Raw genomic sequence first — 19,241 nt, 5'->3', positions numbered from 1 at the left:
TCATGAACCAACCTGCCCCCCTTACCCCACCCTCGCCACCCTCCGCGCCGATGCCGCCCGAGAAAACGCATCTGCGGCTTGGCTTTGTCTCGCTTGCCGATGCGGCGCCGCTGGTCGCAGCCAAGCTGCTCGAGTTCGGACATGCGCACGGCCTGACCCTCGAGCTATCGCGCCAGCCGTCATGGGCCGCACTGCGCGACAAGCTGCTGGCGGGCGAACTGGATGCCGCCCACGCCCTATACGGTCTCCCATACGGTGTGCAGCTTGGCCTCGGCGGCCCGCAAACGGATATGGCCGTGCTGATGGTGCTCAACCGGAACGGCCAGGCCATTACACTGTCGAGCCGTCTTGCCGACGCGTTGACCGAACACCGTGAGTTGCCGCGCGCACTGGCTACGCTCGGCCGCAAGCCGGTCTTTGCGCAGACGTTCCCGACCGGAACGCATGCAATGTGGGTCTACTACTGGCTCGCGTCGCAAGGCGTGCATCCGTTACGCGATATCGAAAGCGTGGTGATTCCGCCACCGCAGATGGTGGCCGCGCTTGCAGAGAACCGGCTCGATGGATTCTGCGCCGGCGAACCGTGGAATGCCGCGGCCCAGGCACGCGGAATCGGTCGAACCATCGCTTATACCAGCGAGATATGGCCGGATCATCCGGAGAAGGTCCTCGCCTCCCGGCGCGATTTCGTCAACCAGCATCCGCGCACCGCGCGAGCGCTGGTGCAAACCATGCTCGAAGCGTGCCGCTGGCTCGATGGCGAGGGGCATCGCAACGAGATTGCGCGCTGGCTGGTGCGGCCGGAATATATCGGCATTGATGAAGCCTTGATTGCGCAGCGCCTTACCCGCGACAGCGCAGCGCTTGCCTCCAGGCGGCAGCCCGTGCGGTTCTTCGAAGACGGCGCAGTGAACTATCCGCGCCCGGACGACGGCGTCTGGTTTTTGACTCAATACGAGCGCTGGGGGATGATCGCGCACCGCGACGACTATCGCGAGATTGCGGCTGCGATCAATCAGACCGGCTTGTATCGCGACGCTGCGAGCCAGATCGGCATTGCGATTCCGGCCGAGACCGTCTCGCAGGTTTTGATCGATGGCAGGGTGTGGGACGGTAGCGATCCGGACGGATATGCAAAGGGGTTCGAGATCCGCGCTTGAAGCAGCGGACCGGAGGCGGCCACGGCGCACGCCCCACCGCTGCCCGACTGCGCAGCCCGAGTTCACAAACCTGAGGCCAATTCACAAAAAAGCACGGGGCGCATCCCAAGTCCAACGAACCATCACGCGCCCCGCTACGGGGAAACCCGTCTCGCCTCAGTGCGAAGCGATATACGACTTCACAGCAGGCAACCCCGGCTTGCCATCGATCGTCGTCACGCCGGCCAGCCACTGATCCAGCACTTGCGGATTCGCCTTTAGCCACTCGAGTGCGGCCTGGTTTGCATCGGTCTTGTTCATGATCGGCACCATCACATGATTCTCGATGGCCGTGGTGAACTGCAGATTCGACACCAGCTTCGCCGCGTTCGGGCAGCGTGCGGCATAGTCGGGCGGCGTCGCCGTAAATACCTTGGCTTCGCCATAGTTTGGCCCGAATACATCGTCGCCGCCGGCCAGATAATCGATCTTCATCTGCACATTCATCGGATGCGGTTCCCAGCCGAGAAACACGATCCATTGCTTTTCGCGGATCGCGCGGTTGACCTCGACCAGCATGCCCGCTTCGCTCGATTCGACCAGTTTGAATTTGCCGAGGCCGAACTGGTTGCCATCGATCATCTTCTTGATCAGCGCATTGCCGTCATTGCCCGGCTCGATACCGTAGATCTTGCCATTGAGCTTGTCCGCGTACTTCTGGATATCGGAAAAATTCTTCAGGCCGCCGTTATACACATAGTCCGGCACGGCCAGCGTATACTTCGCGCCGGTCAGATTCGGCGTCGCCAGCACCTTGATCGTGCCCGCCTTGACGAACGGGGTGATGATCGGGTCCATGGTCGGCGCCCAGTAGCCGAGAAACACATCGATCTGCTTGCTCTTGATACCTGCAAAGGTAATCGGCACTGAAGCGATGGTCTTCGTTGGGCGATACCCGAGTCCTTCAAATACCGTCGAGGCAAGCCCGGTCGTGGCCGCAATATCGGTCCAGCCTACATCGGCAAAGCGCACATCGCGGCATACAGCCGGATCTGCTGCGTGCGCCATCGCGCTTGCGAGCCCAAGTACGCAAGCCGCTGCCCTGCACTTTCTATTCATTTCTGTTCTCTCCACGCTTGTTGTTGACTTAATTGGCCTGACGACGCTCCACACTCGGCGCATGGCCGAACTGCGCCCGGTATGCCTTGCTGAAATGACACGGCGAGTGAAACCCGCATATTGTCGTGACGCGCGCAATGGATGCATCGGTGGTGCGCAACAGATCGCGGGCCCGGCGCAGACGCAGCGTCAGATAGTAGTGCGTCGGCGATACGCTCAGATACACCTTGAACATGCGCTGCAAATGACGCTGCGAAAGCTGCACGAGGCGCGCAAGTTCCTCCAGCGAGAGCGGCTCCTCGATATTCGCCTCCATCAGGCGCACCACCTCGATCAGCTCCGCACGCGAAAAACCCACCCGGGCGTCGACAGGAATGGGCTGCGGATCGCTGGCGCTACGAATACGCTCCAGGATAAATTGTTCGGATACCTGAGCAGCAAGATTTTGCCCCAAGCGGCCACCCACGAGATTCAGCATCAGATCAAGCGGCGCCGTGCCGCCGGTGCACGTCAGGCGATCACGATCGATCACAAACAGTTCGTCCGCGAAATGCACGCGTGGAAACTCCTTGTGCAGCGTCGACAGATCCTCCCAATGCACGGTGCAGCGATAGTCGTCCAGCAGACCCGCCGACATCAGCGCATAAGCGCCTGTGCAGATGCCGCCAAGCGGTACGCCCTGCTGCGCCACATCGCCCAGCAAGGCCTTGACGTCGGAATCGACCGCGCTGCGAATCTGCGTACCGCCGCACACGATCAGCGCATCGGGCATACCCGCCTCTTCGAGCGTGCGAGTCGGCTTGACCGTCATGCCGTTGCTGGCCCGCACCGCGACACCATCCGGTGTCAGCACCGACCAGCGGTAATGCTGTGCCCGGCCCACATAGTTGGCCATGCGCAAGACTTCGATCGCGCTCGTGAAGGCGATCATCGAAAAGCTGGGCAGCGTCAGAAAACCGAAATGCGCAAGACTCGACAATGGCGCGCCAAGTCGGGGCGAGCGGGCCGATTCAGTCGTAGCAGGCGTCACGTCGCGCTCCATGATGCTCAGGGTGAGTTGTTCCATCGCGAAGGCCTGAAGGCCTTCGCGATGCGCGAGTTGAATTCGAACGGGTTAAGGTGGGCTTCTGTGTTCTTGTTCGAAAGGTCAGCTTTGTACGGCCGGCTGTTCGCGGCGCACCCGCATGACATTGCGCAAGCCTGCAAAACGCGGCGCGGTGGCGGCGCCCGGCGAGCGGCCAAAGCTTTCGGTGATCCGGTCCAGAATGATCGCCAGCAGCACCACCGAAAGACCGCTTTCGAAACCGAGTCCGATATCGAGGCGCTGGATACTCGCCAGCACATCGTTGCCGAGACCGCCGGCGCCGACCATCGAAGCAATAATCACCATCGAGAGCGCCATCATGATGGTCTGATTGACGCCCTGCATGATCGACGGCAGCGCGTTTGGAAACTGCACCTTGTAGAGCAGTTGCCACGGTGTGCAGCCGAAGGCCTGGCCTGCCTCGACAATCTCGCGGTTGACATGACGGATACCGAGGCTCGTCAGACGCACGGCGGGCGGCATCGCAAAGATCACCGTGGAAAGAATCCCCGGCACGCGCCCGAGACCGAACAGCATTGCCGCAGGAATCAGATAGACAAACGCGGGCATGGTCTGCATCAGATCGAGAATCGGCCGCACCACCATGGCCACATGCTTGTTTTTGGCAGTCCAGATACCGAGCGGAATACCAAACAGCAGACTGATCAGGGTCGACGACAGCGTGAGGCCAAGCGTAATCACGGTCTCGTCCCAGAAGCCGGTCGCATAGATCAGCAACAGCGCGAGCGTCGTAAAGAACGCGAAACGCCAGCCCACCCGCCACAGCCCGATGCCGATAAAGAAGGCCATCAACGCCCACATCGGAATCGCTTGCAGGCCATGTTCGATCAGCGCGGCGAAGCTCTCGATAGCCTTGCCGACTGCGTCGAAGGTATTCGCGTCGTGATCGAGCAGATAGTGAACGGAATCGTCGACCCAGCGGCCGAGCGGGATCATCTCAGACATGGGAACCTCGATTGCGCGTAAGAACCTTCAGGACAGCGGCCTGATTGACGGAACCGCAATAGCGCTCTTCGTCATCCACCACCGGCAACGCGGTCGCATTGGCACAGACGCGCGACACCACATGTTCCAGCGACGCACCCAGCGAAATGCATTCCACCTTGCGCAGATCGGGCGCGGCGTTGCCGATCGCATCGCGGGTCACAAAGCCGCGAATGCGCCGTTCCGCATCCAGCACGAACGCATACTCGGCGCTGCCGTTTAGCGAAGCCGCGACGCTCGTTTGATCGAGATTGCGCACCAGCGGGATATCGTTGGTCTGCATCAGGTCGCCGGCGGTCAGATAGCGGCTTGTATCGACGCCTTCGAAAAACGCGCGCACATAGTCGTCGGCCGGGTTGCTGATGATTTCCTGCGGCGTGCCGATCTGCACCACCCGGCCGCCTTCCATAATCGCAATCCGGTTGCCGATGCGCAGCGCCTCTTCGAGATCGTGCGAGACAAACATGATCGTGCGGCGCTGGTTCCTTTGCAGCTCCAGCAGCACGTTCTGCATTTCCTTGCGCTTAAGCGGATCGAGCGCGGAAAACGCTTCATCCATGATCATCAACGACGGATTGACCGCCAGCGCACGCGCCAGACCGACACGCTGCTGCATGCCGCCGGACAGCTCAGCCGGCAGCTTCTGCGCAAAGTTCGCGAGGCCGACCTGTTCGAGCACGCCCAGGGCGCGTTTTTCGCGTTCCTTGCGGTTCACCCCCGCCACCTCAAGACCGAACGCGGCATTCGAGAGTACCGTGCGTTGCGGCATCAGCGCAAACGACTGGAACACCATGCTCATATCGGTGCGGCGCAGCGAGGTCAGCTCGGAGCGACGCACGGCGGCTATATCGCGGCCGTCGACCAGCACCTTGCCCGCGGTCGGCTCGACCAGCCGGTTGATCAGGCGGATCAGCGTCGACTTGCCGGAACCCGACAGGCCCATCAGCACGAAAATCTCACCTTCCTGCACGTCGAAGGACACGTTGTGAACACCGACTATATGGCCGGTTTTCGCATGCACCTCGTCCTTGGTGGAGCCGCTTGCCAGCATATCGAGCGCCAGCCTGGGATTGGCTCCGAAAACCTTACATAATCCTTCGACCACGACCTTTGGGGAATTCATCGAATCCATCTCCTCGTTGTGCTGGCGCCGGCCCGCACTGTCTGCCTACATAGTTGCCAGAAAAAACCCCGACAGGCCGACTATTTGCGACAGACGCTTGCGGAAATACGACACGCACAGAAAAGCACAGGTGTTAGGAGGAGGCTGGGAGGCTTGCTGGGTGGGTGTTTGAAGCGATGGTGCAATGCGTCACAGGTAATTTGCCGATGTCGCGTATTGGATGGTGGGTGTCCGAATGGGGACAACCGGATATGGCGTGGGCGCGAAGCGGCCGCTTTCCTGGAGGGGCTCAGCGGCTCTTGGCCGCCGCCCCGCGCCCAGCAACCTTATCATCCGTCAAAACCGATACCCGATAGAAACAAACGAAATGATCGGGTCAAGCTTGAGCTTCGTACTACTGGTCACGGTTCCAACTTCGGAGTGCGTGGTCAGCGTAGCCCGCGTTGATAGCCACATATATGAAAGCGAGACGTCGACCGACCAATGTTTGTCGATGTTATAGGCGAAGCCCGCATTGATGACAGGTGCAAAAGAACTGCTCAACTTCGCCGTAGTCGTCCCCTCGAGGGCAGTGCCATATGTCTGCGAATACAAAAAGCTGCCACTCGATACAGCCTGGCTCAATTTCACACCGCTATACCAGACGTACGATCCACCCGCGCCGAGGTATGGACGAAAGCGACTCTGCGCATCGTTGAAGTAATACTTCAGGAGCAGCGTCGGGCTCCACTCGTATGCAGATCCAATTTGCCCGAGGGCCGCGAGCGACCCGGTGCCGGTCAAGTGAAACTTCGGCGGTGCGCCGAGCACGGCGGTCGTGGCGATGTGATCGGTGAAAAAGTAGGTGGCCGTAAGACCAAACGTGTCCGCATCGTCAACCGTCGCGCCCGTGCCGGCCTCCGTTACGCTCGTGCCGAGTGCGTTGACAGTGAGCGGCTTGCTGGAGTCCTGCGGCGCAAGATGAAACCAGCCGACGTCCGTGACGAAATCACCAGCGCTCTGCGCCTGCGCGGCCGTGCTTGCCAACAACAATGCGGCCGTTACACCGAAACCCCGTACCCTTTTCATTTCATCTCCTCCGTTTTTAACCGATTTTGGTGATACGTCGGAGGAGATTCTATGCGCACGCTCGTTCGATTTATCGTCTGTTCCGTTGAGTGTTATCTCTGTAATTTGGTAAGGATTGGTGGTCAGTGCCGAAACAGCGAACGCGAACGGCGAGCGCGCCGATCAGATCGGGGGCAATCCGCCTCCACTCCGCGACGAAGGATCGTAAATTTCTTTGGATTCCTGATGTAGCTACCGCGCTAGTAGCTGGCGCACGGCCCCAATAAAACCCTCAGCCTAGGCAACAGCCCAGCGAGCTTTGTCTGGCGGGATCGCTTCGACGCCGTAGTCCGCGATCCCCCGCAGACTTTCGACCTGCCGCAAAGCCCTACCAAATTCCGGTTGAACAAGACCACCCTTCACCAACTTCAAACCGAACGCGGCAATCAGCCCGCTATGCGTTTCAGGTGACTTATCCGCCACACCGCTACCCAGCAGCGCCGCGTGTGCGGCATCAAACATGGCGTAGTACGCACGATTGCACGCCCCTTCGTAGCCGCCGGCCCGTAACAGTACTCGCGCCTCTTCGAGCGCCCGGTCTGCCTTCGCCATGAAGTCCGAGTGCGTCCTGCTCACAGCGGAATGCCCTCTCGCCTGATGTTCTCAATCAATACCGGATTGCTGAACAGATCGGGATGCTCCATTTCATCCTCCCACAGGGGCAGGGCCCCCACCAGCACCCCGGTTTCCAGCAACACATCGAACGACATTCCTGCCATATCGAGGGCAATGTCCGTGCGCTCCCCATGCTCACCGTGAAGAATGACCGCAATATCAGCGTCGCTCTCGTCGTTGTAGTCGTGCCGGGCACGACTACCGAAAAGAAGCGCCCTGCTCAACGGATACTGGCTGGCAATGCGCTTCAGAAATACTTCCGCGGCATGAGCTGTTATCGGATCAACGGATGGATTCACCGAGTTCCCCTTTCCACCAACAGTTAATTTCATAGTGTCAACGTGTGTTGCAGAAAATCGTCACCAGCGAAATATCCCGGATCGAATTCTGCCGGGTAACCGCGGCGACCTCAAGCGCAAGCCGAACCTGATACGGCCCAGTGAACGGCGGGTTCGACACTCCGTAACGCTGCCCATACTGCACACATTGCAAGCAAGTATGACGGCCCTGCGCCGTGAATGCAACGGACGCCCCTGGACTGCCGGCGCTTCCGCGCTGCCCACCGATGCCGAGCCCTCGGCCAACACGCCAGCGCTAACGTGAAATGATCCAGCCTGCGCATGCGCATGCGCACAAACCAGCCAACCATCACACGGATTACCTCCGCCCGGAATCCGCCACCGCATTCGCACCCGACACCTCAGCAAAAAACTCCGCCGCGTGCTCGACAAACGCTTTCACCTTGGCCGGCAACAGCGTGCGGGTGTTATACGCGATCCGCAGATCAATTTCCGCATCAACTACTTCGAATTCCTGAAGAATAGCCACCAGCTTTCCGCTGGCCAGTTCATCCTGGACGATAGCCGCCGGCACAAAACTGAGGCCAAAGCCCTGCTGCACCATCTCGCGATTGAACACGGCATTATTCGATGCGATGTCGTACCTGAGCGGCACGGCCAGTTCCTCCGCGCCGAGGCGGAAGGTCAACTGGGGTTTGCGAAACGCCGGCGAAAACACCACAAAAGTATGGTCGGCCAGATCGGACGGATGGGTCGGCCGTGAATGCCGTTTCAGATATGCCGGACTCGCCACAATAACAAGAGACATGCGCTCCAGAAGCCGCGTGACAACAGTCTCGGTGCTCAGCATGAAAGGCAGCACGATGCCGAGGTCGAAACCGTCCGCCACCAGATCGACGGGCCGCTCCGTGAGCGTCACATCGAGGCTCACTTTGGGGTGCTTGCGCTTGAAGGTGGAGATCAGCGGCACCAGCCGGTTGACAGTAGCCGTCGTATGCGCAACGAGGCGCAGCACCCCGCTCGGCTCGAGAGTCTGCGATGATGCGTCCGCTTCGAGCGCTTCCAGATCGTCGAGAATTCGTGCGCAACCTTCGTAGAAACGTTCTGCCGCCTCGGTGAGCGAAACCTGCCGCGTGGTCCGGTTAAACAGACGGCTGCCCAGACGCCGCTCGAGTCCCGAGATCGAGCGGGACACAATCGGTGTGGTCAGGCCGAGCATATCCGCAGCGCGCGTAAAGTTGCGCGCTTCAACAACAGCGCGGAACACCCGCAGACTCTCCAGATAATCCATAGGGCACCTCGTAATAGACGCAACGATAAGCAGTTGGCGGCGAGGCTCATGGCTCTGCGCCGCCGAATGCTGAACTGAGCGTCTGGAGATTACCGCATAGTGGTCCTGGGCCTCAGCAATCGTGTCAGCGGCGGCAAGCGCAGCCGCCGCTATGGCGTGCGTGCTGGCTTATCCCGCCGCGCGCACCCCGTAACGCGCCGCCGGCTGACTGCGCGACAGCTTTGGGCCCATCGCGGCGCGGGCTGCCTCGAATGCCTCCCAGTCCGCCACGTCAGGCAGCGAGGGAACCGTCGCGAGTTCGCCCAGATCGAGACCGGCGAGCGCCGCATCGACGAGATCGTCGGCGCTCATCACGATAGCCTCCGGGAGGTTTTCCACGGGCTGACCGGCAATGTCCCAGAACTCGGTGCGGGTGGCCCCCGGCAACACGGCTTGCACGCGCACGCCCTTGGCGGCCAGTTCGTGATGCAGCGACTGGCTAAACGCCAGCACGAATGCCTTGGTGCCGCCGTATACGCCGTTCAGCACTTCCGGCGCCACCGCCACGATTGAGGCGATATTGACAATGGTGCCGCTGCCGCGCGCCACAAACACCGGTGCAATCGCATAGGTGAGGCGCGTCAGCGCCGTGACATTCAATTCGATCATCGCTTCCATCTTGTCGACGTCGGAAACGAGCAGCGGCCCGGCGCCGCCGATGCCGGCATTGTTCACCAGCATGGTGATGCTCGAATCGGTGCGCAGAATCTCTTCGACGCGGCGCACGTCCGCCTTGACGCCCAGGTCGGCGGCGACCACTTCCACCGAACGGCCCGTCGCAGTTGTCAGACGATTGGCCAGCGTATCCAGGCGCTCGCGGTTGCGGGCAACCAGAATCAGGTCGTAGCCGCGGCGGGCAAGGCGCTCGGCATAAACTGCGCCGATTCCCGAAGAAGCACCGGTAATGAGGGCTGTGCCCTTGTGTGTCGTGTCGTTCATTAGATCTCTCCATTTGCACCGACCCATGTCGGTCTGCATGAAACACAGCGTAAGCGCATAATGGAGTGTCTCCAATGTCATAGATGCCACCTTTTAGGCCATCGCCAGACCGTCAGTTGCCTCTCACCAGGGAATCATCATGTTGCGGATCGGAATCGTGCTCTACCCCGGTTTCCAGGTAATCAACCTGGCCATCACCACCGTGTTCGAATTCACCAACATTACGGCCGGCGAGGCGCGCTATGAGGTCGTGCTGCTTTCGGAGCATGGCGGGCCGGTGCGCTCGTCGGGCGGGTTTTCGGTGGAAACCCAGCCGTTCGACGACAGCCGTTTCGATACCGTGCTGGTGGTGGGCGACAACGAAGTGATTGAACCGAGTAGCGGGCTGATCGGGTTTCTGCAGCATTCGGCGCAGACCTGCCGGCGCATCGGCTCGACCTGCACGGGTGCGTTCAACCTGGCACAGGCCGGGCTGCTCGACGGCCGGCGCGCCACCACGCACTGGTTCTTCGCGGCCCGCTTACGGGCGGACTACCCGGCCGTCAAACTGGAAGAAGACCGGATTTTCATTATCGATGGACCGGTATGGACTTCCGCGGGCATGACGGCGTGTATCGACCTTGCGCTTGCGTTGGTCGAAAAGGACACGGGCGTCGAACTCGCGCGCTCGGTGGCGAAGAAACTGGTGGTCTACCATCGCCGCGCCGGCGGGCAGTCGCAGTTTTCCGCGCTGCTGGAACTGGAGCCGCGCTCGGACCGCATTCAGACTGCTCTCGCCTATGCGAAAAACAATCTGCATACCGAATTATCGGTGGAGCAGCTTGCCGAAGCCGCACACCTGAGCCCCCGTCAATTCAGCCGGACGTTTCGTGCCGAAACGGGTCAGTCGCCGGCCAAGGCGGTCGAGCATCTGCGCATTGAGGCGGCGCGTCTGATGCTGGAGTCGGGGTTGCATCCGATCGAAATCGTCGCAAGGGATACAGGTTTCGGGGATCGCGAGCGGATGCGGCGCGCCTTCCTGCGTGCATTTGGCCAACCGCCGCAGGTGATTCGCCGCGCGGCGCGCGGCGAGGAACAGGAACCGGCGTAAAAAACCGCCAAGGACAATGCCCTGCGCCGATTCCGGCTTGTCCGTCCGGCGCCTCAAAGCTTGCACGCACAGCAACCGTGGCATGCGAACAGTTGCCGGACGGACAACCGCTTTCCTTATGCACGCGCTGCGTCGGCAACACGGGGAACTGCGTCGGCGCTGCGCTGTTTCGGTTCGGCCGGCTCCTTCAACACGAGCCACACCACCGCCGCGCCAACCAGATCGAAGCAGGCGAGCGCCACGAACAGCGGGTCATAACCGACCCATGCCACCACCACACCCACGGCCAGCGAAAACAGCGTCGCCCCGGCGTAGCCAGCCATGCCGGTCAAACCCGTGGCGGTCGCAACGTCGTTCTTGCCGAACACGTCGGATGCCAGTGTATAGAGCGCGCCTGAGAGCGTCTGGTGTGCAAAGCCACCGATACAGAACAGCGCAATCGCCACATACGGGCTTGTCGCGAGGCCAATGCAAGCCGGCCCGATCATGCACAGCGAACCGGTCACCACCACCAGCTTGCGCGAGGTAATCAGCGACGTGTTGAAGCGCTTCTGGTACCACGGCGCCAGATAGCCCCCAAGCACACAGCCGATATCCGCGGCCAGAAACGGCAGCCACGCAAACATCGCGATTTCCTTCAGGTTCATATGGCGCACGCTCACCATATAAAGCGGAATCCAGAAGTTGAAGGTCTGCCACGCCGGCTCGGCCAGAAAGCGCGGAATCGCGATGCCCCAAAAGGCGCGGCGCTTGATAATGGCGCGCCACGACGGCCGGTTCGCGCTGCTTGTCTTGTACTGGGCCTCCTGGCCCTGGAGGATATAGTCGCGCTCCGCATCGGAGAGGCGCGGCTGATCTTTGGGGGCGCGATACAGCAGCAGCCACAGCAGGCTCCACACCAGCCCGAGCACGCCGATGCAGACAAACGCCATGCGCCAGTTGCCATGCAGCACCCACCAGACCACCAGCGGCGGCGCGATCACCGCGCCAATCGACGAGCCGATATTGAACCAGCCGGTCGCAATCGAGCGCTCTTTGGCGGGAAACCATTCCGAGGTCGCCTTGAGGCCCGAGGGAATGCCCGCGGCCTCGGTGACGCCCAGCATGCCGCGAAACACAGCGAGCGAAATCCAGCCATTGGCGGTGCCATGCAGCATGCAGGCGCCCGACCACGCAATCGCAAACAGCGCAAAACCGATCTTGGTGCCAACCACGTCGAGCACATAGCCCGCCACCGGTTGCATCACCATATAGGCGGCCTGGAACGACGCGACAATATACGAGTACTGCGCGGTGGAGATGCTCAACAGCCGGTTCATTTCCGGCGCGGCCACCGCCAGCGAATTGCGCGCAATGTAATTGACGATCAGACCCGACGTGACCAGTCCGATCATCCACCAGCGCATGCCTCTCACCTTACTCATTTGCTCCTCCAGATTGCCGCCGTGTCCCGGCGTGCCGTATCGCATGGCGCGTACCGCGTGGACCCGGCGGCTCGGATCGCACCATGGACGCCAAGATAATCAAGAGGTCAAATAGTTGTCAAGCAACATTCATGGGGGCGGAACTGGTGCGCGTGAGGCAGCCGCATTTTGCATGACTTTTTGCGGATATAAACGGGTATTAACACGAATATAGCTGCATAATTGAATACATACGCGTTTACCCGATATATCATTTTGCCATACAACTTTTTTGAGAAAACGCCAGGGATGTCAACCGGGAGACGGCGCGCAGTCACGGCGCAACACTGCCGTAGCGCGCATAAGAACGGCCGGCGAACGCCGGCCGCGTCATGTTTCAATCAGCCAGATCAGTGCAGCGTATTCTCATCCAGCGGTTGCAGCAGCGCGGTTACGCTCAGGTCCTGCTGCAATTCCGGCCAGTAGAGCCGCTGCTTGTCGATCGAGATGGCGAAGTGTTCCCGCTCCACCGGCGAGGCCGAGGCCAGAGCCGGAAACTGGCTCAGCGGAAAATGCGCCGCCCGGCCATCGGCGAGATCCAGCACCATAAACCTTGCATCGAAATGCACATTCACCGCAGCGCCTTTCATGTCCGGCTCCTTGAGAGAGGCAAGCCCTATGAGGGTATAGCGCCGAAACCGGCCATTCAAGGAAGAAAAAGCGGGTACGAGCAGGCGTCGAAAACCTAGAAATTGAAGTTGTCGATATTGCTCGAATCAAACGTGGTCGGCGGTCCAAGGATAATTTCGCCCTGCGCCCCAATCGTGCGTTTGCCCAGCTTGCCCGCATCGAACGATTCGCCTTCCTTGCCGGTAATCGTGCCCGAGGCGAGCGCCGCCGCCGCATAGGCGGCCAGATAGCCGAGCTGATTCGGGTCCCACAACTGGAATGCCTTCACGGTACCGTTCTTGACGAACGCACGCATCTGGTTCGGCGTCCCCAGGCCGGTCACATCCACCTTCCCCTTGCTCGACGACGACGAGATATAGCGCGCCGCGGCCGCAATCCCCACCGTCGTCGGCGCAACGATTGCCTTCAGATTCGGATACGCTTGCAGCAAGCCTTGAGTCTCGACAAACGACTTCTGGTCGTCATCATTGCCATAGGCGATTTTCACGAGCTTTATCTTCGCGTACTCGGGCTTTTTCAACTCCTCTTGCATCCACTTGATCCATGTGTTCTGGTTGGTCGCATTGGGCGTAGCCGAAAGAATCGCAAACTCGCCCTCCCCGCCCATCAGTTTCGCTACCAGCTGGATTTGCCCACGCCCGATCCCTTCCGCGTTCGCCTGGTTCACAAACAGTTGACGTCCCTCCGGCGCGGTATCCGAGTCGAAGGTAACGACCTTGATGCCCTGCGACATGGCCTTTTTCAGGTAAGGCACGACCGCGTTCGCATCGTTGGCCGCAATCACAATCGCATCCTGATGCTGCGTAATCAGCGTATTGATGTACTGCACCTGCGACGATGCGCCCGCATCCGACGGGCCCACCACCTTGCCGACGCCGCCGAATTCCTTGATTGCGGCCATGCCGCCGTTATCGGCAATCACCTCATAGGGGTTGTTGATCTGCTTGGGAATAAATGCAATCTTCAGGCCGCTCTTGATATCGGCTGCGCCCGCCGCGCAACTGATGCCCAACAGGGCGACGCACAGCGCAAGCGCTCCGGCCTGACGTAGGGGTTTGAACATGAAGTGTCTCCTGGCTGAATAATCGGACGTTGCTGCGTCCGGGTTGTTGATTTCAGGAACGGCATGCCGCACAAGCGTCGTCTTGCGGCAAGGCAAGGCAACGCTAGGCAAGACCAATAGGCTATGAAGCAGCAGACTTCGCGATAAACCGCCGGTCGCGCATTGCCCGCCAGCGGGCCACCAGATTCGGAATCAGCACGGACGCGAGCAGCAGCACACCGGTCACGATCGTGAGCGTTTCGCTGGAGACGTCATCGAGCGTCAAGGCGTTTTTCAGCACGCCGATAATCAGCAGCGACAGCAACACACCGACCATCGAACCACGTCCGCCGAAAATGCTCACGCCGCCGAACAGCACCGCCGCAATCACCGAGAGCTCGAAGCCCTCGCCGTTATCGCCCCGCGCGCTGGTAAAGCGCAAGGTGTAGACCACGCCGGCCAGTGCACTCATCAGGCCGGACAAGACAAACAGGCGCAAACGGATCTTCGCCACCTCGATACCGGAGAACGTCGCGGCGGTCGGATTCGCGCCAATCGCATAGAGACTGCGGCCGAACGCCGTGGCCTGCAGCAGCACGGTGAACACCACCGCACCGACGATCACAATCACAAACGGCAGCGGGATAAACGTCGCGCCGAGATTGTTCATGCCGAATGCCGTATAGCCCGCCGGAAAATCCGCGACCGCCTGATCGCCGAGCAGCACATACGCCAGGCCGCGAAACAGCGCCAGCGTGCCGATCGTCACGGCAAGCGAAGGCAGATTCAGCTTGACAATCACCAGGCCGTTCAGCAGTCCGGCCAGCGCGCCGACGATCAGCACCAGCCCGATCGCGAGCGGCATCGGCAAGCCCATATGCCACAGCACGCCCATTAGCGCGCTCGATGCCCCGAGCACCGACGCCACCGAAAGATCGATTTCGGCGGCCACGATAATCAAGGTCATCGGCAGCGCCATCAAGGCAATCTCGGTCAGATCGGCCAGCACGTTGCTGATATTGGCACCCGTTAGAAACACTGGCGAGAGCACCCGGCCCAAGGCCAGCGACAACACCAGCACGATGACCAGCAATATTTCCCAGCGCAAAGGCGTCTCGCGCTTGCGGGTCAGCAAGGCGGAATCGGGTTTAGCCATGATCGCGTTTCCTCATCATGCGTTTGGCGACGGAGCGGGCCAGGAGTGTGTCGGCAGCAATGGCGGCGACAATCAGCGCGCCTTGAATCGCCTGCTCCCAGAACGGCGACACGCGCAGCACCACCAGCGCAATGCTGATCACGCCCAGCACCAGCGCACCGAGCGTCGCGCCGAGGATGGTGCCCACTCCCCCCGTAATCGCCACGCTGCCCACCACCGCGGCGGCCACCACCTGCAGCTCGATGCCCTTGGCGGTGCTGGCATCCACGGTGCCGAAGCGCGCCAGCCATAGCGCGCCCGCAAAACCCGCAATCGCACCGGACAGCAGAAAGCCCGACATCACGCGCCGCTCGACATTGACGCCCGCGAGGCGCGCCGCCTCCGGATTCGAGCCGATCGCATAGTGCTCACGTCCGCCGCGAAACTGCTTCAGATACACCGACAATCCGGCCAGCACCACAAGCGCGATCAGCGCCAGCGTGGGCACGCCAAGCACCACGCCGGTCGCGAGCCGCGAATACGCATCGGGCAAGCTGGTGGCGTTGATCTGACCGCCATGCACCCACGCATAGTCCGCCCCGCGGAAGATATACAGCGTGGAGAGCGTGGCGACCAGCGAAGGCACCCGCCCCACCGCCACCAGCAGCGCATTGATGCCGCCCGCCACCAGGCCGATTGCCAGCCCCGCCGCCAGCGCGACCAGCACGGGCATATGTGGAAACGCGACATACAGGCTGCCGACGGCATAAGCGCTGATGCCGACCGTCGAGCCCACCGAAAGATCGATATGCCGCATCAGGATCACGACCGTCATCCCCGCTGTCAGCAGGCTGATAATCGACACATTCAGCAGCACATCGCGCAGATTCTGCAGATTCAGAAACTGCGGCCGGGCGAGGCCCGTGCCGGCAATCAGCAGCACCAGCACGATAAACAGCGTGGTTTCGCGGCTCCTGGCAAGCGCCGCGACCAATCCGCCCGCTTTCGGCGTAGCGCCGCCAGCGACGGAAGGCTGAACCGGCGCCGGATGAGGATGAGTATGGGAGTGGCGCATCATGCGGCGTGCCCCAGTGGGTTAGCGGGTTGACCGAGGGCGGCGCCCATGATGCGTTCTTCGTTTGCATCGGCGCGGGCGATCTCGGCGCTAATCCGTCCTTCGTGCATCACGAGCACCCGGTCGGCCATGCCGAGCACTTCCGGCAACTCGCTTGAGATCATCAGCACCGCCATGCCGTGCGTGACCAGTTCCGCGAGCGCGCTATACACCTCGGCCTTGGCGCCTACATCAATGCCGCGAGTCGGCTCGTCGATGATCAATACCTTGGGGTCGGTCGCGAGCCATTTGCCGAGCACGACTTTCTGCTGATTGCCGCCGGAAAGCGTGCCGACCGGCGCATTGGCGTCGCCCGCTTTCAGACGCAGCCTTGAGCCCCATTGCGCGGCAAGTTGCGTTTCGCTGCGCGTGGAAATCAGCCCGTGTTTGACGAGACGCCCAAGCACCGTCATCGACGCATTGCGCGCGATGCTCAGTTCGAGCGCCAGCCCCTGCTGGCGGCGGTCTTCCGGCACCAGCGCAAGCCCGGCCCGCACCGCCGCCGCGGGCCGCCCGGTGGCAAGCGGCTTGCCCGCTATCCACACCTCGCCCGCATCGAGCGGATCGATGCCGAAGATCGCGCGGGCCACCTCGCTGCGTCCGGCGCCAACCAGTCCGGCCAGCGCCACAATCTCGCCCGCGCGGACCTCGAACGAGATGTCCTTGAACACGCCAAGCCGCGTCAATCCGCGCACCGACAAACGCACGTCGCCCGGCGCAACATCCGCTTTCGGATAAAAGCTCTCCAGATCGCCCCCGACCATCTTCGCCACGATTGCCGCCGTGGTCAGATCCGCGGTGGGCGCATCGAACACCTTCGCCCCGTCGCGCATGATGGTGACATGCTGCGTCAGCGCAAACACCTCGTCGAGACGATGGGTAATGAAGAGAATCGCCACATCGCGTTCGCGCAGCTTGCGCACAATCGCAAACAGCCGCTCCACTTCGGTCAGGGACAATGCCGCGGTCGGCTCGTCCATGATCAGCACGTTCGCGTTCAGCGAAAGCGCCTTGGCGATTTCAATCACCTGCTGATCCGCAATGGACAGCCCCCGCACCAACTGGTCCGCCTGCAGATCGACGCCGAGCGATGCCAGCAGGCCATCCACTTCGCTGCGCATTGCTTCGTACTGAATCCGGCCAATGCGATCCACCGGCTGCCGGCCCATGAAAATATTCTCGGCAATCGACAGATCGAAAAACAGCGTAGGTTCCTGGTAGATCACCGCAAGACCGGCATCGCGCGCTTCAGCAGGTGTCGCAAAGCGCCGCGCCACCCCGTCGACCACAATCTCACCGGTATCGGGCTGATGAACACCCGCGAGTATTTTTACGAGCGTCGATTTGCCCGCGCCGTTTTCGCCGAGCAGCGCATGCACTTCGCCCGGCCATAGCGTGAGATCGCCATCCGATAGCGCGCGAACCCGGCCGAACGATTTGCTCGCATGCCGCAGTTCGAGCCGGGGCGTAGCGGTTGTCTGTTCCTGCACTGCCTGTCTCCTCCATCCTGCGGCATCGTCAGCGCGCCGCCTTGCTTCAGGGGTATTCCAGAGCGACTTCCAGCCGGTCAGATCCGGTAAATGCGCTCGGCGTTGCGGCGAAACAGCGCGTCCTGCTCGGCCACGCTCGCGTCCGCCACGATTGAAGCGTAGGCATGCCAAAGATCCTCATACGATCCAAACAGGCGGTCCACTGGAAAATTGGATGCAAACATGGCGCGCTCGACGCCAAACGCGTCGATCGTTTCGAGCACATAGGGACGCAGGCTTTCCACTGTCCAGTGATGATCGAACATCGCAAGGCCGCTGATCTTGACCGCTACGTTCGGGCAACCGGCGAGGCGCCGCATGCCGTCACGCCAGGCGCGATATCCCGCCACGCTATTGCGGTCCACAAACATGCCCGCATGATTGACGATGAACTGGGTGTCGGCATGGGCCTCGGCCAACGCCACCGCTTCGTCCATCTGCGACGGATACAGTTGCAGGTCGAACGACAGGTTATAGCGGCGCAGCAAGGCAAAATTCTCACGCCACAACGAGTCGCGCATCAGATGCCGGCCGATATAGTCGAACAGCTTGTTCCCATGCACATTCAGGATCTGCCGCACGCCGCGCGTATTGGCAAAGGCCGCATGAGCTTCGAGGACCTGCGCGGCATTGGGCGCCGCAAGATCGGCCCCGGCGACGATGCCGTTCGGCATGCCATGCGAGCCTGGTTCGTTCGCAATGCCCTGCAGCCAGCGCGTTTCTTCGACCGGGTCGGCCGGGTCGTGATTCGCCTCCACATGCACCACTTTGAGAATCTCGATCTCGCCCGCTTCGCCGCGCAGATCGGCCAGCAAATAGTCGTGCTTCATCTCACGGGCGTCGCCGACGAACGACACGCCCGGATTTTCAAGCCACGGGTAGCGATGCGTCTTCAGATCCCATAGATGAATATGCGGGTCGATCACTTGCATGAGGCATCTCTCCTTGCTCGAACGGTCCATCAACCCGGGGGCGGCAAATGAAACACCGGCTCCAGCGCCTGCTGCAGCGGCGTGTGATCCGGGGCGGTCTGCATGATGTCAGCCATGTAGTCCCACCATTTGCGCATGACATCGAGTTCCGGCAAACGGTCCATATGATGATTGGGGATGCGCGTCAGAATGGCAAACAGATGATTACTACCCGCGTCGAAGAAAATGCGGTACTCGTGCACGCCGGCCTCGCGCAAGGCATCCACCAGTTCGGGCCAGATCTCCCGGTGCCGGCGTTCATACTCCTCGCGCATGCCGGGGTTAAGCACCATCCGGAAAGCGATTGTCTCCATTGCGGCCTGTCTCCCGTCGTTGCTTTTCATCTTCGGGGCGCTTTCTGGGGGAAGCGTCTGAACCGACTATAATTCCTGCGTCGATAGCATCTCAATCCGTTGTTGGGATTAGGCGATCCAGAAACCGGATCGCACGGCGCATGCATCCGCCCTATCCATTCGCCGTCTGCTTCCGCCTGCCCGCATCCGTCAA

Annotated in this window: 19 protein-coding genes; 2 read left to right on the top strand and 17 right to left on the bottom strand. The window is 61.2% G+C overall.

The genetic code is table 11. The annotated features are described in order from the left end of the window. Positions 1-2 precede the first annotated feature (2 nt). Positions 3-1,160: a CmpA/NrtA family ABC transporter substrate-binding protein gene (locus FFS45_RS05510; protein WP_137953691.1), complete on the top strand. Its 1,158-nt coding sequence runs from the start codon at positions 3-5 to the stop codon at positions 1,158-1,160. Between the two features lie 156 nt (positions 1,161-1,316). On the opposite strand, the gene FFS45_RS05505 is transcribed toward FFS45_RS05510, so the two are convergent. From FFS45_RS05505 to FFS45_RS05465, 9 genes are all read right to left on the bottom strand, one after another. Further along, complete coding sequence (locus FFS45_RS05505; RefSeq protein ID WP_137953690.1) at positions 1,317-2,258, bottom strand: choline ABC transporter substrate-binding protein; 942 nt, start codon at positions 2,256-2,258, stop codon at positions 1,317-1,319. A gap of 28 nt (positions 2,259-2,286) precedes the next feature. Then, positions 2,287-3,300 carry a GlxA family transcriptional regulator gene (locus FFS45_RS05500; RefSeq protein WP_137953766.1) on the bottom strand — a complete coding sequence of 338 codons (1,014 nt, stop codon included), beginning with the start codon at positions 3,298-3,300 and terminating at the stop codon, positions 2,287-2,289. A 105-nt stretch (positions 3,301-3,405) separates the two neighbouring features. Further along, a complete protein-coding gene (gene choW, locus FFS45_RS05495; RefSeq protein ID WP_137953689.1) occupies positions 3,406-4,308 on the bottom strand; it encodes a choline ABC transporter permease subunit in 903 nt (300 codons plus the stop codon). Further along, positions 4,301-5,470 (bottom strand): glycine betaine/L-proline ABC transporter ATP-binding protein, encoded by a 1,170-nt coding sequence (locus FFS45_RS05490; RefSeq protein ID WP_137953688.1) that lies wholly within the window; start codon positions 5,468-5,470, stop codon positions 4,301-4,303. The genes choW and FFS45_RS05490 overlap by 8 nt, the downstream gene beginning before the upstream one ends. Before the next feature lie 336 nt (positions 5,471-5,806). Then, the gene (locus tag FFS45_RS05485) at positions 5,807-6,538 is read right to left on the bottom strand and encodes an OmpW family outer membrane protein (RefSeq protein ID WP_137953687.1); all 732 of its coding nucleotides are present in this window, start codon (positions 6,536-6,538) and stop codon (positions 5,807-5,809) included. A gap of 276 nt (positions 6,539-6,814) precedes the next feature. Continuing rightward, positions 6,815-7,129, bottom strand: a complete 315-nt coding sequence (locus FFS45_RS05480) for a HEPN domain-containing protein (RefSeq protein WP_171029573.1) — start codon at positions 7,127-7,129, stop codon at positions 6,815-6,817. 20 nt (positions 7,130-7,149) lie between these two features. After that, the gene (locus FFS45_RS05475; RefSeq protein ID WP_249362651.1) at positions 7,150-7,491 is read right to left on the bottom strand and encodes a nucleotidyltransferase domain-containing protein; all 342 of its coding nucleotides are present in this window, start codon (positions 7,489-7,491) and stop codon (positions 7,150-7,152) included. A gap of 358 nt (positions 7,492-7,849) precedes the next feature. Then, positions 7,850-8,782 carry a LysR family transcriptional regulator gene (locus tag FFS45_RS05470; RefSeq protein ID WP_137953684.1) on the bottom strand — a complete coding sequence of 311 codons (933 nt, stop codon included), beginning with the start codon at positions 8,780-8,782 and terminating at the stop codon, positions 7,850-7,852. 168 nt (positions 8,783-8,950) lie between these two features. After that, positions 8,951-9,760 carry an SDR family oxidoreductase gene (locus FFS45_RS05465; RefSeq protein ID WP_137953683.1) on the bottom strand — a complete coding sequence of 270 codons (810 nt, stop codon included), beginning with the start codon at positions 9,758-9,760 and terminating at the stop codon, positions 8,951-8,953. 139 nt (positions 9,761-9,899) lie between these two features. On the opposite strand from FFS45_RS05465, the gene FFS45_RS05460 reads away from it, so the two are divergent. Then, the gene (locus tag FFS45_RS05460) at positions 9,900-10,850 is read left to right on the top strand and encodes a GlxA family transcriptional regulator (RefSeq protein WP_137953682.1); all 951 of its coding nucleotides are present in this window, start codon (positions 9,900-9,902) and stop codon (positions 10,848-10,850) included. Positions 10,851-10,966: 116 nt separating this feature from the next. On the opposite strand, the gene FFS45_RS05455 is transcribed toward FFS45_RS05460, so the two are convergent. The 8 genes from FFS45_RS05455 to rhaM all read right to left on the bottom strand — a co-directional run bounded on the left by FFS45_RS05455 (position 10,967) and on the right by rhaM (position 19,048). Then, positions 10,967-12,274: an MFS transporter gene (locus FFS45_RS05455; protein WP_137953681.1), complete on the bottom strand. Its 1,308-nt coding sequence runs from the start codon at positions 12,272-12,274 to the stop codon at positions 10,967-10,969. 389 nt (positions 12,275-12,663) lie between these two features. Continuing rightward, positions 12,664-12,903, bottom strand: a complete 240-nt coding sequence (locus FFS45_RS05450; protein ID WP_137953680.1) for a DUF2442 domain-containing protein — start codon at positions 12,901-12,903, stop codon at positions 12,664-12,666. A gap of 95 nt (positions 12,904-12,998) precedes the next feature. Further along, a complete protein-coding gene (gene rhaS, locus FFS45_RS05445) occupies positions 12,999-14,006 on the bottom strand; it encodes a rhamnose ABC transporter substrate-binding protein (protein WP_137953679.1) in 1,008 nt (335 codons plus the stop codon). A 121-nt stretch (positions 14,007-14,127) separates the two neighbouring features. Continuing rightward, the gene (locus FFS45_RS05440; protein ID WP_137953678.1) at positions 14,128-15,141 is read right to left on the bottom strand and encodes an ABC transporter permease; all 1,014 of its coding nucleotides are present in this window, start codon (positions 15,139-15,141) and stop codon (positions 14,128-14,130) included. Continuing rightward, complete coding sequence (locus tag FFS45_RS05435; RefSeq protein WP_137953677.1) at positions 15,134-16,198, bottom strand: ABC transporter permease; 1,065 nt, start codon at positions 16,196-16,198, stop codon at positions 15,134-15,136. The genes FFS45_RS05440 and FFS45_RS05435 overlap by 8 nt, the downstream gene beginning before the upstream one ends. After that, positions 16,195-17,724: a sugar ABC transporter ATP-binding protein gene (locus FFS45_RS05430; protein WP_137953676.1), complete on the bottom strand. Its 1,530-nt coding sequence runs from the start codon at positions 17,722-17,724 to the stop codon at positions 16,195-16,197. Before FFS45_RS05430 ends, FFS45_RS05435 begins: the two co-directional genes overlap by 4 nt. Positions 17,725-17,801: 77 nt before the next feature. After that, positions 17,802-18,695 (bottom strand): amidohydrolase family protein, encoded by an 894-nt coding sequence (locus FFS45_RS05425; RefSeq protein ID WP_137953675.1) that lies wholly within the window; start codon positions 18,693-18,695, stop codon positions 17,802-17,804. A 29-nt stretch (positions 18,696-18,724) separates the two neighbouring features. Beyond that, positions 18,725-19,048, bottom strand: coding sequence for an L-rhamnose mutarotase (rhaM, locus tag FFS45_RS05420; protein ID WP_137953674.1), 324 nt, complete (start codon positions 19,046-19,048; stop codon positions 18,725-18,727). Positions 19,049-19,241: the final 193 nt, after the last annotated feature.

The organism is Burkholderia sp. 4M9327F10, assembly GCF_005503145.1.
Taxonomy (GTDB): Bacteria; Pseudomonadota; Gammaproteobacteria; order Burkholderiales; family Burkholderiaceae; genus Paraburkholderia.
Note: the sequence above shows the minus strand (reverse complement) of the source record. Positions and strands in the feature narration are given on the sequence as shown.

What these genes read in the sequence shown, in the direction of transcription:
- FFS45_RS05490 (WP_137953688.1), bottom strand. Translation starts at nt 5,470, where the DNA reads ATGAATTCCCCAAAGGTCGTGGTCGAAGGATTATGTAAGGTTTTCGGA.
- FFS45_RS05505 (WP_137953690.1), bottom strand. Translation starts at nt 2,258, where the DNA reads ATGAATAGAAAGTGCAGGGCAGCGGCTTGCGTACTTGGGCTCGCAAGC.
- rhaS (WP_137953679.1), bottom strand. Translation starts at nt 14,006, where the DNA reads ATGTTCAAACCCCTACGTCAGGCCGGAGCGCTTGCGCTGTGCGTCGCC.
- FFS45_RS05460 (WP_137953682.1), top strand. Translation starts at nt 9,900, where the DNA reads ATGTTGCGGATCGGAATCGTGCTCTACCCCGGTTTCCAGGTAATCAAC.
- FFS45_RS05435 (WP_137953677.1), bottom strand. Translation starts at nt 16,198, where the DNA reads ATGATGCGCCACTCCCATACTCATCCTCATCCGGCGCCGGTTCAGCCT.
- FFS45_RS05485 (WP_137953687.1), bottom strand. Translation starts at nt 6,538, where the DNA reads ATGAAAAGGGTACGGGGTTTCGGTGTAACGGCCGCATTGTTGTTGGCA.
- FFS45_RS05500 (WP_137953766.1), bottom strand. Translation starts at nt 3,300, where the DNA reads ATGGAGCGCGACGTGACGCCTGCTACGACTGAATCGGCCCGCTCGCCC.
- FFS45_RS05455 (WP_137953681.1), bottom strand. Translation starts at nt 12,274, where the DNA reads ATGAGTAAGGTGAGAGGCATGCGCTGGTGGATGATCGGACTGGTCACG.
- FFS45_RS05465 (WP_137953683.1), bottom strand. Translation starts at nt 9,760, where the DNA reads ATGAACGACACGACACACAAGGGCACAGCCCTCATTACCGGTGCTTCT.
- FFS45_RS05510 (WP_137953691.1), top strand. Translation starts at nt 3, where the DNA reads ATGAACCAACCTGCCCCCCTTACCCCACCCTCGCCACCCTCCGCGCCG.
- FFS45_RS05425 (WP_137953675.1), bottom strand. Translation starts at nt 18,695, where the DNA reads ATGCAAGTGATCGACCCGCATATTCATCTATGGGATCTGAAGACGCAT.
- FFS45_RS05470 (WP_137953684.1), bottom strand. Translation starts at nt 8,782, where the DNA reads ATGGATTATCTGGAGAGTCTGCGGGTGTTCCGCGCTGTTGTTGAAGCG.
- FFS45_RS05440 (WP_137953678.1), bottom strand. Translation starts at nt 15,141, where the DNA reads ATGGCTAAACCCGATTCCGCCTTGCTGACCCGCAAGCGCGAGACGCCT.
- choW (WP_137953689.1), bottom strand. Translation starts at nt 4,308, where the DNA reads ATGTCTGAGATGATCCCGCTCGGCCGCTGGGTCGACGATTCCGTTCAC.
- FFS45_RS05450 (WP_137953680.1), bottom strand. Translation starts at nt 12,903, where the DNA reads ATGAAAGGCGCTGCGGTGAATGTGCATTTCGATGCAAGGTTTATGGTG.
- FFS45_RS05480 (WP_171029573.1), bottom strand. Translation starts at nt 7,129, where the DNA reads ATGGCGAAGGCAGACCGGGCGCTCGAAGAGGCGCGAGTACTGTTACGG.
- rhaM (WP_137953674.1), bottom strand. Translation starts at nt 19,048, where the DNA reads ATGGAGACAATCGCTTTCCGGATGGTGCTTAACCCCGGCATGCGCGAG.